Genomic DNA, 12949 nt, shown 5'->3' on the forward strand with positions numbered 1-12949 from the left:
TCGCGGCGGGGTCGACGGTGAACGGGTTCGTCGCGAGCGGCGCGAACTTCTCCCAGTCGGCGGGGATCTTGACGGCCTGGCTCACCGGGTACATGTACATCGACCCGGGGATGTCGGCCTGGACCTCGTCGGACAGCAGGAAGTCGATGAGCTTGCCCGCGCCGGTCGGGTTCTTGGCGCCGGCCAGGACGCCCGCGTACTCGGTCTGCCGGAAGCAGGTGTCGAGCAGCGCACCGGTGGTCGCGTCACCGCCGCCCTTCGGGATCGTCGACGGGGGCGAGGACGCGTAGGACAGCACGATCGGCCGCGGGCCGTCGGCTCCGCCGCCGCTGAAGTCGGTGAAGTACGCGTCCGACCAGCCGTCGGCGACCTTGAGGCCGTTCTTCTTCAGCGCCTCCCAGTACGCCTTCCAGCCGTCGTCGCCCTTGGCGCCGATCGTCGCGAGCAGGAACGCGAACCCGGGCGACGAGGTCACCGCGTTCGGGACGACGAGCAGGTCCTTGTACTTCGCGTCGGTCAGGTCGTCGAGGCTCGTCGGCTCGGCCAGCTTCTTCTTGGCGAACCAGGCGTGGTCGACGTTGATGCAGACGTCGCCGTAGTCGATGGCCGTCAGGCCCTCCCCGACGGCGTGCGTCGCGGCGTCCGCGGCGGCGGGGACGGTGGACGTGTAGGGCGCGACGACGCCCTCGTCGATCGCCCGCGAAGCGAACGTGTTGTCGATGCCGAACGTCGCGTCGCCCAGCGGCGCGTCCTTGGTCAGGACGAGCTGGTTGACCAGGGCGCCCGCGTCGCCCTGCTGCACGACCTTGACCGTGATGCCGGTCTGGGCCGTGAACTGGTCCAGGATCCCGTCCGACAGCGCGAAGCTGTCGTGGGTCACGAGCGTGACCGTCCCGGGTGCGGCGCTCGTCGTCCCCCCGCTCGCGGCCGGGGCCGCCGGGTCGTCGGACGACGAGCACGCGGCGAGCGAGGCCGCCGCGAGGGTCGCCATCAGGGCGGTCGTGGCGACCACCGAGATCTTCTTCGGCATGGTGCGTGTTCCTCCATCGTCTGGAGGGGTCTCCGCGCTCGTCGTCGGGCACGCCCCTGCAAGAGCGCTGCAGGCGTCCGACGACGACCACGGAGATGAGAAGCCCGACTCCCTACGCCGGTGCAAACCGGATCAGGTTCGAGGGTCTGCGGTTGTCCGCACTCTCAGCGTCCAGGCACCTGGCCTGACGCTCCCCTGTCGTTCGTCGCTCATCGTAGCTCCGACCAGCGGTCTTGGGCGCCGGGCGATACGGTCGGAGCAGAATCCGTTCGTCACCAGGAGGCAGTCGTGTCCGACAAGAAGAGCCAGACGATGGTCGCGCGCCTCGTGGGCACCGCCGCCGCCCTTGCCGCGGCGTGGATCGTGCAGCAGGGGATCGCGCAGGGCTGGAAGGCCAAGACGGGCCACAAGCCGCCGAAGCCCGACGACGACAGCAACGCCGGTGTCGCCGAGCTGGTCGCTGCCGCGGCGCTGACCGGTGCTCTCGTTGCCGTCGCGCGCGTCCTTGCGACGCGTGGCACGGCCCGCTTCACGGCCAAGCACGACGACAAGGACCTCAACCCGCTCGACTGAGGTCAGGGCGCCAGGCTCGGCGCCTCCGGGATCGTGAACGCCTCGCGCAGCGCGCGCTTGGCCGCGTACCAGCCGCTCAGGCCGTGCACCCCCGGCCCGGGCGGCGTCGACGCCGAGCACAGGTAGACACCGTCGCGGCCCGTCGCGTACGGCTCCCAGGACGCGGTCGGGCGCGCAAACATCTGCTTGATCGTCGCCGCGCCCGCCGAGATGTCGCCTCCCACGTAGTTCTCGTTGTGCTCGCTCATGCGCGAGGCCGGGATGCAGCGGCTCGCGACGACCACGTCCCGGAACCCGGGCGCGTACCGCTCGATGTGCACCGTGACGGCCTCGGTGACGTCGACGTCCGAGCCCGACGGGACGTGCGCGTAGGTCCACAGGGGTCGACGGTCGCCCACGCGGCGCGTCTCGTCGACTACGCTCGGGTCGCTGAGCAGGACCATCGGGCGCTCGGCGTGCCGCCCGGCCGCGACCTCGCCCTCCGCGTGGGCCATCTCCGCACGGGTGCCACCCACGTGCACCGTGCCGGCGCGGCCGACGTCCGGCACCGCCCAGGGCACGGGCCCGTCGAGGACGAAGTCGACCTTGGCCGCGGCGTTGCCGTACTCGAAGGCGTCGAGCCGATGCCGCGCGCGCGGCGGGAGCCGGTCGCCGAGGACCGAGGTCAGCGTGCGCGGCGTGGTGTCGAACAGGTAGCAGTGGGCGGGCGGCAGGTCCTCCCAGCGGGCAACGCGCACGTCGGTGAAGATCTCGCCGCCGTGCGCGAGCAGGTCGGCGACGAGGGCCGCCATGATCGCCCCGGACCCACCCTTCGGGATCGGCCAGCCGTCGCCCGCGTGCCCGAGCGACGCGAGCAGGAGCGCGGTCCCGGCCGCGGCGAACGAGGGCAGCGGCGTGATCGCGTGCGCGGCGACGCCGGTCAGCAGCGCGGGCGCGACGTCGTCGACGAACCGCCGGTCCCACGCCCGGGTGCCCTGCTCGAGCACCGCCCGGCCGAACGCGGCGGCGGTCCCGAAGCCCGAGGGCAGCAGGCCGGACGGGATCGAGCGCTTGTCGCCGAGCGCGACCGCGACCGTGTGCTCGTGGTGCTCGGACAGCCGCCCGACGAGCGAGCGCCACGCACCCCCGTCGACCCCGAGCCCCTCGACCGTCCGGTCGAGCGACCGGTAGGAGAGCCCGGCCCGGCCGTCGGGCAGCGGCTGCGCGAACGACACGTCGGGCGACAGCAGCTCCACGCCGCGGGCCCGCAGGTCGAACTCGGCGAAGAACGGCGACGCCCACGCCATCGGGTGCACCGCCGAGCACAAGTCATGGACGATCCCGTCGGCAAGTCCCAGGTCGAGGGTGCGCGCCCCGCCGCCCACCGTCGGCTGCGCCTCGAGCACCTGCACGCGCAGCCCGGCACGCGCGCAGGTCACCGCCGCGGCAAGCCCGTTGGGACCGGACCCGACGACGACGACCTCGGCACGTGACACGCCTCGATCTAATCACCCCGCGGCGCCTCCGGCGCTGGCATAGTGACCTCCCAGCGACCTGTCTGGGGGACGGGTCGGCAAGGGGGCACGATGAGCACGACCACGTCCGACGCGACCGAGTCCGCGCAGCGACGGGTTGCCAGAGGCGTGACGGTCGGCACCGTCGTCGCCTTGCTGCTGGTGACACTGTCTGGCCTCGAGGCCTGGCCGCTGACCTCTTTCCGCCTTTTCTCCACGGTCCGGACGGGCACATCGGTCGGCCTGGAACTCGAGGCGGTGGCGGCCGACGGGACCCGGTCCCCCGTACGACTGCCGGCGAACCAGGTCATGAGCACCACGACCCACCAGTTCGCGCACCTCGCGCACGCCCGGCCGGAGGTCCAGCGCGCCAAGGTCCGCGCGTGGCTGGCCACCGCAGGCATCGACCCCGCCACCCTGACCGAGGTGGACCTCGTGCGCACGACGCGCTCCATGGACCCGACGGGCACTTCCCACGTCGTCGGGAACGAGATCGTCGCGGTGGTCCGACCGTGAGGGGGCTCGCTGCTCGCATCGACGCGGCACTGACCGCGCCGGGCCGGTGGTTCCGGCTCGTCGAGGTCCAGACGCTGCTCGCCCTCGTCATCGGCTGGCGCCTGCTCACGCGCGACTGGACCCTGATCGCGGACCGGCCCGCCGCGCTGACGCAGCACCTCAACGTCATGGCCTGGTACCCGGGCGCGCCGCCTGCGTGGTTGCTGGTCGCGCTCCAGGTCGTCGGCGTCGCCGCCGTCGTGGCGGTCGTCGCGCGCCGCCGGACCCGGCTGGCCTTCCTCGTCGCGTGGCTCGCCTACGTGGCGCTGTGCGCGTGGTGGGGGGCGTCGGGCAAGGTCATGCACAACGACGTCCTCACCGTGACGGTGACGTTCCCGCTGCTGTTCGCCCGGCCGCCCGCTCGCGGCGAGACGGGCTCGAGCGTGGCGTGGGGCTGGCCGCCGCGCGCTGCGCTGGCCGTCATGGCGACCGTGTACTTCCTCACCGGCTTCCAGAAGCTGCGGCACGCGGGGCTGCACTGGGTGTTCGGCGACAACATGTCGTGGATCCTGCGCCAGGGTGCCGTCGACCGGGCGGCGGGACTCGCCTCGTTCGTCGCCGACCACGCCTGGCTGGCGCAGGGCATGGCGGGCGGCGCGCTGGCCCTCGAGCTGACCGCGCCGCTCTGGCTGTCGATCCGGCGGACGCGCGCGCTGTTCGCGGCGGCCGTCCTGATCATGCACTCGAGCATCTGGCTGCTGCTCGGCATCGACTACACGGCGTGGATCCTGACCGTCGCGGCCGTGGCGGTGCCGATGAGCCTGCGCGTCGACCGGCCGTTGTTCGCGAGGCCGCGCGTGCCGGCACCGCAGCCCGCACGCGAACCCGCCTGACGATCAGCGTCGGCGCAGCTCCAGGACCGGGATGACGCGCGTCGTCTTCGCCTCGTAGGACGCGAACCCGGACGACCGGGCCTTGAACCGCGCCCACGCCTCGTCGCGCGCAGTGCCGACCAGCTGCTCGACGTGCACGTCGACCGCACCGTCGTCGGGCGTCTCGATGCTCGTGTCGGGGTGGGCCAGCAGGTTGTGGAACCACGCGGGGTTCGTGTCCGCACCGGCCTTGGAGGCGGCCACGAGCCACGTGTCGTCGTCCACGCGGATGGCCGCTACGGGGCTGACGCGCGCTTCGCCCGTCTTCGCGCCGATGTGGTGCAGGAGCACGAGCGCGCGGCCGAACCCGGCAGTGGTGACCGTCCCGCCGTTGGCGCGGAACTCGTCGATGATGGTCTGGTTCCAGTCGGACATGACCTCAGTGTGGGGTCAGAGCGCACCGGTCGCAGCGGACTCGACGACCGCGCCGGCCCCGTCGAACGTCAGCAGGCGGTCGGCGAGCTTGTCGATGAAGAACCGGTCGTGGCTCACGACCACCACCGCGCCCGGGAAGTGGGTCAGCGCGCGCTCCATCACCTGGGCACTGGTGAGGTCGAGGTGGTTGGTGGGCTCGTCGAGCACGATGACCGAGGCGCCCGAGAGCAGGCACTGCGCGATCGCGACGCGCGCCCGCTGACCGCCGGACAGCGTGCCGATCTTCTGCTTGAGCTCCGCCTCGGAGAACTGCAGCATCGTGAGGAACCGGTTGACGTTCTTCTTCGTCGCGCTGAACGCGAGCGACCCGGGCGCGGCACTCACCGCGTGCGCGACGGTGTCGTCGAGGTCGAGGTCGGCGACCACCTGGTTGTAGGAGACGAACGTCGAGCCCTTGCGCCACACGATCCGGCCCGCGTCGGGCTCGGTCACGCCCGTGAGGACGTCGAGCAGGGTCGACTTGCCCGAGCCGTTCGCGCCGACGACGGCGATGCGGTCGCCGCGGTGCAGCGAGAAGCTCAGGCCCGCGAACAGCGGGTCGCCGCCGAATCCCTTGGTGATCCCCTCGATCTGGGCCAGGTTGTCGCTCACGTGCAGGTCGGCGTAGATCGTCGTGATGATCTCGTCGACCGGACGCGGCGCCTGCCGCTTCTTGATGTCCGCGAGCTTGCGGGCCGTGCCGCGCTCCTTGACGGCCTGCCGGCGGGCGTCGCTCGCCTCCGCCTCGTACGCGAGCAGCTCCTCCTCGTGCGCGAACTGGCGCTCGAGCGTCTTGATCCGCGTCTGCTTGGCGCGCACGTAGGCGGAGTAGCCGCCCTCGTACTCGTGCAGGCGACGGTTCTCGATCTCGACGATGCGCGTGACGGCTCCGTCGAGGAACTGCCGGTCGTGCGAGACGACGAGCACCGCGCCGGGGTACGTCTGCAGCCAGCCCTCGATCCAGCGAACTCCCGCGAGGTCGAGGAAGTTCGTCGGCTCGTCGAGCAGCAGCACGTCGGGGCTCTGCACGAGGATCCGGGCGAGCGCGGCGCGGTTGCGCCAGCCGCCGGAGAGCCGGTCGACGTGCAGCACGCGGCGGTCGGCGTCGAAGCCGAGCTTGGTGAGCACGGTGTCGATCGTGTTCTCGTACGACCAGCCGTCGAGCGCGTCCATTCGCTCGAACAGCTCGGCCTGCTCGGTGAGCAGGCGGGTCATCTCGTCGTCGCCCGCCTCGCCGAGCAGCTCGCCGATCGCGTCGAGACGCGCCTGCGTCGCGTGCACCTCGGGGAACAGCGCGCTCAGCTCCTCGACGACGGTGAGGTGGCCCTCGAGCTCGGAGAACTGCGAGAAGTAGCCGATGCTCAGGCCCAGGTTCTTCTCGACGGTCCCGGAGGTGGGCTCCTGGCGGCCGAGGATCAGCTCGAGGAACGTCGTCTTGCCGGTGCCGTTGCGCCCGACGAGGCCCACGCGGTCGCCCTCGCGCAGCTTGAGGAACCCCTCGCGCAGGATGACCTTGTCGTCGAACTGCATGCCGACGGCGTTCAGGCGGATCAGGCTCACGGGGTTCCTTGCGGCTCGGGGCGCCCGCCGACGAGGGTCGGCGCGGCGCGAGAAACCCTACGCGGGCGACCGGATGGAGCAGCACCCGGGCGAGCCTGGTGCGGCTCGGGTTGGACGTGGCCGGCGCGAACACGCGCGGTGGTCCGAGCGCCGCACCCGAAGGGCGGCCGCCGGCGATACTCACCACGGGACCGTTCGCCTGCTCACTCAGACGGCCACCTCCCAAGACGACGCCGCCGTCGCGCTCACCGCCTGGCTAGCCGCACCTCACGAACCCCGCCCCGCGTCCCCAGATGCGCTGTGACGACGGACCCGAACGATGGCGTATCACACCCGCGCACCCTGCCGAGATCGAGGTCCGTGCCGACCTGGACACGTCGCGCAGCCCCGGATCTACAACGTTCCAATAGCTTCGAATCCGATTAAGACAAATACGCTGAGCACGCCCAGCCATGCAATTAGCACGCTTCCTCGCGCCCTAACAAAAAGCACGATTTGCACAACCAAAACCGCGACGACCGCCGCGAGACTGCCGAACTCGAGCACGAGCGACGGGACAGGATCCTCGCCATCATTTATGTTGCCGACGTGCCAAACCCACATCGGCACAAAGATCACGGCTATGGCGAGCAACTGGATAGCGATAGCAATACCGATTGCCACACCCCTCGAGACTCTCGATTTCTCAACCATCCGCGCACCGACTTCTTCTGTCATCAGAACCACGTCCTAAGGTTTTCAAAAGTTGAGGACGCCTCGGTCCGCTGAGAGAGGTCGTCGACACGCTCCCCCGCCAGGCGGGTTTTGGGCGGGCCCCACAGATGATCGTCTGACGGCCACGCGTGGCGGCTAGACGCTAGTTCAATTTCGTTCTTTCGAGCAACGAACGTCGCCTAGCGATTTTTTGTTCACCCATTTGCAGCAAGTCGGGCTCGGTGTGGCGCCTGCGAACGACTCCTCCTAGGCGCCCACGGCGCCGGGTGAACCGCGCCGTCGCAGATGCCGCCAGGGTCAGCACGAGCCCAACGAGCGGATCCGGCGCTACTCGTCGTCCTCGCGCACGACCCGGTCCAGGTCGTTGGTCAGCTCGTCGACGACAAGCAGGTCGTTGCGCACCTTCCCCGTCCGGTACCCGGCCCGCCCGACCATGTGCGCCGCGACAGGCGCCGTGAGCATCTGGAAGATCGCGACGAGCACGAGCGCCCACACCGCGCCCCCGGACCGCAGCCGCAGCGCGAGGCCGATGAGCACGAGCACCAGCCCGAGCACCTGCGGCTTGGTCCCCGCGTGCATCCGGGAGAGCAGGTCGGGGAAGCGCAGCACGCCGACGCCGGCCGCGAACGCGAGGAACGCGCCGCCGAGCAGGCAGATCGCGGAGGCGACGTCTGCCACGGTGTCCCAGTTCATCGGACCTCCCCCTCGGCCGCGCCGCCGTGCTCGTCGGTGCCCCCGTGCTCGGCGGCCTCCTCGGCCTCGCGGCGCGCCTTGTCCTCGGCGGCGACCTCCTCGCGTGTGCGGACGCGCCCCTCACCCTCGGGCTCGACGGACGCGAACCGGGCGACGGTCACCGAGCCGACGAACCCGACGAGCGAGAGGACCACGAGCACGGGCACGACGTCCGCGCGGCGCTCGACCGCCGCGTACAGCGCGACCGCCGCGATCATCGTGGTGACCACGATGTCCAGCGCCACGGTCCGGTCGAGGATCGACGGGCCCTTCTCCGCCCGGACGACGGCCAGCACCGCGCCGGTGGTCAGCAGCACGCCGCACGCGACGATGATCCAGCTCATGCGCGCACCTCCAGCAGACCGGCGCCGATCAGCTCGGCGTCCGAGGCGAACGCGCGCAGCACGCGCTCCTCCTGGTCGAGGACCGACTGGCGCGCGGCCTCGATCCCGCCGGACTGCTTCACGTCGAGCACGTGCAGGTAGAGCATCCCCGTGAGGCGGTGAGCCTCGACGACGAGGGACCCGGGCACGAGCGAGCACAGCTCCGCGGTCATGGTCAGGTACAGGTCGGAGTGGCTGCGCAGCTGGACGCCGATCACTGCGCCGCGCGGGGTGTAGCGGGGCCGCAGCGCGAGGAGGCTGACCTCGAACGACGCGCGTACGAGGTCGACCGCGAACCGCACCGCGAGCCGGACGACGCCGAGGGGGCGGATGCGGCCGTGGAACGCGAGCGGCGCCATCCGCAGGCCGGTGGTGACGGCGAGGCCGATGAGGACGCCTGCGATGACGTTGCCCAGCGACAGGTCGCCCCACAGCAGGACCCAGACGGCGGTCAGCCACGCGACCGTGCCCCACTGGGGACGCGCCCGGGCGCGGCGCGGGTGCAGGCTCATCCGTGGCCTCCGCCCAGGTCGATGGTGATGTGGTCGTCTCGATCAGCGACGTCTGCGGAGTCGCCCGTGCCGCGCTCGCCGTCCGGCAGGACCGCGTCGATGTACGGCGTGCGCTCGACGAGGGCCACGGACGCGCGCTCGGTGTAGGCGTACAGCGGGCCACCTGCGAAGGTCAGGACGAGGCCGACGCCGATGAGTGCCGCGGCGGGGCCGACCATGCCGAACGGCAGGTGCACGGGCCGGGGCTCGACCTCGGGGGTCTGCCAGAACGCCTTGTTCCACGCCTTGACGAGGGCGTAGAGCGTGAGCAGCGAGGTGACGATCCCGCCGACGACCAAGATGTACGCCAGCGGCGTTCCGACATGTACACCGGCCTCGAGCAGGCCCAGCTTGCCGAGGAACCCGGACAGCGGCGGGATGCCGGCGAGGTTCATCGCGGGCACGAAGAACAGGATCGCGAGCACGGGCGCCACCCGCGCGAGGCGGCCCAGCCTCGTCAGCGACGTCGAGCCGCCCACGCGTTCGACGAGGCCCACCACCAGGAACAGCGCGGTCTGCACGGTGATGTGGTGGGCGACGTAGTAGATCGACGCGGACCAGCCCGCGTCCGTGGACAGGGCGATCCCGAAGACCATGTACCCGATGTGGCTGACCAGGGTGAACGAGAGGAGTCGCTTGATGTCGTCCTGCGCGACGGCGCCGAGGATCCCGACGACCATCGTCGCGAGCGCGAGCCACATCAGGACGTCGTCGAGCCGCCCGTCGGGGAACAGCAGCGTCTGCGTGCGGATGATCGCGTACACGCCGACCTTGGTGAGCAGGCCCGCGAACACCGCGGTGACGGGCGCGGGGGCGGTCGGGTAGGAGTCGGGCAGCCACGCGGACAGCGGGAAGATCGCGGCCTTGATCGCGAACGCGAGCAGCAGGAGCACCTGCAGGACGAGGCGTGTCCCGGGGTCGATCTCAGGCAGGCGGATCGCGAGCTGCGCGAGGTTCACCGTGCCCGTCGCGGCGTAGATGAGCGCGATCGCGACGAGGAACAGCACCGACGAGAGCAGGGCCACGACCACGTAGATGCTGCCCGCGCGGATCCGCTCGCCGGTCCCGCCGAGCGTGAGGAGCACGAACGACGCGGCGAGCAGGATCTCGAAGCCGACGTAGATGTTGAACAGGTCGCCGGACAGGAACGCGTTGGCGACGCCGGCGGTCAGCACCAGGTAGGTGGGGTGGTAGATCGAGACCGGCGCGGACTCCTCGTCGTCGTCCCGGCCCTGCGCGAGCGAGTAGAGCAGGACGCAGAGGGTGACGGCCGACGAGATCGTCAGCATGAGCGCGGACAGGCGGTCCGCGACCAGGTTGATGCCCACGGGCGCGGCCCAGTCGCCGACGTCGACCACGAGCGGCCCGTCGTCGACGATCACGAGCAGCATCACCGACGCGATCAGCACGAGCGACAGGGCCGTGACCGACACGATCGGCTGGATGCGCGGGCGACGGTAGAGCGCGAGCGCGAGCCCCGCGGCGAACAGCGGGATCACCACGGGCAGCGGGACGAGCCAGGTCCAGTCGGTCATCGGCGCACCTCGTCGGCCGGCAGACCTTCGTCCGTCTCGTCGCGTGCGGTGGCGGCCTCGTCGTCGAGGGTCTCGGTGCCTTCCTCGGTGTCGTCGTCGGCCGTCGCGCGCTCGTCGATCGCGGCGAGGCGCGCGATGCGGCGGTCCTCGACGTCGTCCTGCACCTCGTCGTGCCGGTGGAGCTGCCACGAGCGGTAGGCCATGGCGAGCAGGAACGCGGTCATGCCTAGCGTGATGACGATCGCGGTGAGGACCATCGCCTGCGGCAGCGGGTCGCTCATCTGCCCCTCGGGCTCGACGCCCACGATCGGCGGTCGTCCCGCGGCCCCGCCCGCGACGAGGAACAGCAGGTTGGCGCCGTTGCCGAGCAGGATCACGCCGATGAGCACGCGCGACAGCGAGCGCTCGAGCAGCAGGTAGACGCCCGCCGTGAACAGCACGCCGATCGTGACGACCAGGACGACGTTCGGGGTCATGTCGATCATCGCTCGGCCCCCGATCGCACGCCGTCGTCGGAGCCGAAGGCCGCGTCCTCGCCGGTCTCGGCGCGGCGGTCGAGCTCGGCCCCGAGCGATCGCAGGATGTCGAGCACGAGCCCGACGACCACGAGGTAGACCCCGACGTCGAAGAACAGGCTCGTCACCAGGTGCAGGTCGCCGATCAGCGGCAGGTGGATGTCGATGATCCAGGACTGCAGCACCGACCCGCCGAGGACCAGGGCGAACAGCCCCACGCCGGCGGACAGGAACAGGCCGAGCCCCAGCAGCAGACCGGGCTGGACGGGCGCGGCCTCGCCGAGCTCGTACCGACCGCCGGCCAGGTAGCGCACGATCAGCGCGATGCCCGTCACGAGGCCGGCCGCGAAGCCGCCGCCCGGGGCGTTGTGGCCGCTGAACAGCAGGAACAGGGAGTAGACGATCATCGTCTGGTAGAGCAGCCGGACGACGACCTCGAAGATGACCGACCGTCGCTGCGGTGCCAGCGTGCTCCCCGCGCGCAGCCACTCGCGGTCGGTGCTGGGCGCGTCGACGCGGGCCTGGTCGGTGGCGCGGCGCAAGCGGGCCATCGGGTCCGGTCCGGCCCAGACGCGGCGCTCCTGGCGGGCCTCGTCGGCCCGGAAGATCTGACCGCCGCGGCGCGAGAGGAAGACGAGCGACGCGACGCCGGTCGCGGCCACCAGCAGCACCGAGATCTCGCCCATGGTGTCCCAGGCGCGGATGTCGACGAGCGTGACGTTGACGATGTTGTGCCCGCCGCCCCAGCGGACGGCCTCCTCGGCGAAGTCCTCGGACACGGGCGCGTGGATCCGCGCGCCCGGCGCGACGAGCGCGACGCCGGCGACCGTGAGTCCGACGGCCAGCCCGATCCCGAGCCGCACCCAGCGCGAGGCGGCCAGTGGACGGTCGGAGAAGTACGGGGGCAGGCGGCGCAGCACGAGGACGAACACGACGAGCGTGACCGTCTCGACGAGGACCTGCGTGAGCGCGAGGTCGGGGGCGCCGTGCAGCAGGAACAGGCCGGCGACCGAGTACCCGCCGATGCCGAGCAGGATGACGGCCTTGAGCCGGCGGCGGGCGCGGGCCGCGAGCGCGGCGGAGACGATCGTCGCGGCGGCGAACACCACCTGCGCGGGCTGGTCGAAGGCCCGCAGCGTGTCCGGCCAGCTCGTCTGCGTGATCGTCGTGAGGCCCACCGAGAGGACGAACACGGCGAGGATGATGCCGAGGTAGAGCGGCAGCGAACCACGCTGCGTGACGGCCGTGACGTCGGCGGCGACGTCGTCGAGGCGGCGCATGAACCGGCGGTAGATGCGGTCCGCCTCGGGGCCGCGGTACGCGCCGGACTGCAGGCGCTCGACCCGGTCGCGGACCAGCCACAGCGCGATACCGGCGGCGAGGATGCCGAGCGTCAGGACGAAGGTGGGCGTGAAGCCGGCCCACAGTGCGAGGTGGCCGGCCTCGCCCTCGGGGTAGGTCTCGGCGTACGGCTGCAGCAGGTGCTCGCCGAGCTGCGGCAGGAGCGCGACGGCCAGGCCGAGGACGGCGAGGATCATCGCGGGCCAGACGAGCATGAGCGACGGCTTGGTGACCGGGGCGGGCTCCGCGCCGACGACGGGCTCGAGGCGCGTCGTCGTGCCGGGGCTGCTCGCGCCGTCGACCTGGGTCGCGACCGAGTCGGGCACGAGCGCGGACGCGGGGACGACGGCGCACTTCGTCGCGAAGGCCCCCCACCACAGGCGCAGGCCGTAGGCGACGGTCAGCACCGAGCCGAGGGCGACGGCGACGAGGACGACCGGCCCGGCCGAGCCCTCGTCGAGGTGGCCGAGCGCCTCGAGCCCGGCCTCCTTGGCGACGTAGCCCGCGAACGGCGGCAGGCCGATCATGCTGGCGGTGGCCAGGGCCCCCGCGAGCGCGGTGAGCGGGAGCGCGCGGCCGACCCCGGACAACCGGCGCAGGTCGCGCGTGCCGGTCGCGGCGTCGACCACGCCGACGACGAGGAACAGGGCGGCCTTGAACATCGCGTGCGCGCCCAGCATC

14 protein-coding genes and 1 riboswitch are annotated in these 12949 nt (G+C 71.6%); of the genes, 3 read left to right on the forward strand and 11 right to left on the reverse strand.

Annotated features, from left to right (window positions below; all coding sequences use genetic code 11):
* Positions 1-1030: thiamine ABC transporter substrate-binding protein (locus tag D1825_RS03595; protein ID WP_118766102.1), on the reverse strand; the 1030-nt coding region annotated here is incomplete at its 3' end.
* 92 nt (positions 1031-1122) lie between these two features.
* Positions 1123-1237, reverse strand: a riboswitch (TPP riboswitch).
* An 81-nt stretch (positions 1238-1318) separates the two neighbouring features.
* Here D1825_RS03595 and D1825_RS03600 point away from each other — a divergent pair.
* Entirely contained in the window at positions 1319-1603 is a 285-nt protein-coding gene (locus D1825_RS03600) for a DUF4235 domain-containing protein (protein ID WP_118766103.1), read from the forward strand.
* Between the two features lie 2 nt (positions 1604-1605).
* Here the strand turns inward: D1825_RS03600 and D1825_RS03605 are convergent, their stop codons facing one another.
* The gene (locus tag D1825_RS03605; protein ID WP_118766104.1) at positions 1606-3078 is read right to left on the reverse strand and encodes a phytoene desaturase family protein; all 1473 of its coding nucleotides are present in this window, start codon (positions 3076-3078) and stop codon (positions 1606-1608) included.
* Between the two features lie 90 nt (positions 3079-3168).
* Between D1825_RS03605 and D1825_RS03610 the strand changes: the two genes are divergently transcribed.
* Positions 3169-3612 (forward strand): hypothetical protein, encoded by a 444-nt coding sequence (locus D1825_RS03610; protein ID WP_118766105.1) that lies wholly within the window; start codon positions 3169-3171, stop codon positions 3610-3612.
* Positions 3609-4484 (forward strand): hypothetical protein, encoded by an 876-nt coding sequence (locus D1825_RS03615; RefSeq protein ID WP_118766106.1) that lies wholly within the window; start codon positions 3609-3611, stop codon positions 4482-4484. The genes D1825_RS03610 and D1825_RS03615 overlap by 4 nt, the downstream gene beginning before the upstream one ends.
* A 3-nt stretch (positions 4485-4487) precedes the next feature.
* Here the strand turns inward: D1825_RS03615 and D1825_RS03620 are convergent, their stop codons facing one another.
* The 9 genes from D1825_RS03620 to mbhE form a co-directional block, all read right to left on the reverse strand.
* Complete coding sequence (locus D1825_RS03620; protein WP_118766107.1) at positions 4488-4898, reverse strand: nitroreductase/quinone reductase family protein; 411 nt, start codon at positions 4896-4898, stop codon at positions 4488-4490.
* A gap of 15 nt (positions 4899-4913) precedes the next feature.
* Positions 4914-6497, reverse strand: a complete 1584-nt coding sequence (locus D1825_RS03625) for an ABC-F family ATP-binding cassette domain-containing protein (protein ID WP_118766108.1) — start codon at positions 6495-6497, stop codon at positions 4914-4916.
* A 393-nt stretch (positions 6498-6890) separates the two neighbouring features.
* Positions 6891-7214, reverse strand: coding sequence for a hypothetical protein (locus D1825_RS03630; RefSeq protein ID WP_138067411.1), 324 nt, complete (start codon positions 7212-7214; stop codon positions 6891-6893).
* Positions 7215-7538: 324 nt separating this feature from the next.
* Entirely contained in the window at positions 7539-7904 is a 366-nt protein-coding gene (gene mnhG, locus D1825_RS03635; protein WP_118766110.1) for a monovalent cation/H(+) antiporter subunit G, read from the reverse strand.
* Complete coding sequence (locus tag D1825_RS03640; RefSeq protein WP_118766111.1) at positions 7901-8287, reverse strand: monovalent cation/H+ antiporter complex subunit F; 387 nt, start codon at positions 8285-8287, stop codon at positions 7901-7903. Before D1825_RS03640 ends, mnhG begins: the two co-directional genes overlap by 4 nt.
* Positions 8284-8838 carry a Na+/H+ antiporter subunit E gene (locus D1825_RS03645; protein ID WP_118766112.1) on the reverse strand — a complete coding sequence of 185 codons (555 nt, stop codon included), beginning with the start codon at positions 8836-8838 and terminating at the stop codon, positions 8284-8286. Before D1825_RS03645 ends, D1825_RS03640 begins: the two co-directional genes overlap by 4 nt.
* Entirely contained in the window at positions 8835-10412 is a 1578-nt protein-coding gene (locus D1825_RS03650; RefSeq protein ID WP_118766113.1) for a Na+/H+ antiporter subunit D, read from the reverse strand. Before D1825_RS03650 ends, D1825_RS03645 begins: the two co-directional genes overlap by 4 nt.
* Positions 10409-10897, reverse strand: coding sequence for a Na(+)/H(+) antiporter subunit C (locus D1825_RS03655; protein WP_118766114.1), 489 nt, complete (start codon positions 10895-10897; stop codon positions 10409-10411). Before D1825_RS03655 ends, D1825_RS03650 begins: the two co-directional genes overlap by 4 nt.
* The coding region (mbhE, locus tag D1825_RS03660) for a hydrogen gas-evolving membrane-bound hydrogenase subunit E (RefSeq protein ID WP_118766115.1) at positions 10894-12949 on the reverse strand (2056 nt) is incomplete at its 5' end. The genes mbhE and D1825_RS03655, both read right to left, overlap by 4 nt.

Origin of the sequence: Cellulomonas rhizosphaerae, from assembly GCF_003470205.1 — a bacterium.
Classification (GTDB): Bacteria; Actinomycetota; Actinomycetes; order Actinomycetales; family Cellulomonadaceae; genus Cellulomonas; species Cellulomonas rhizosphaerae.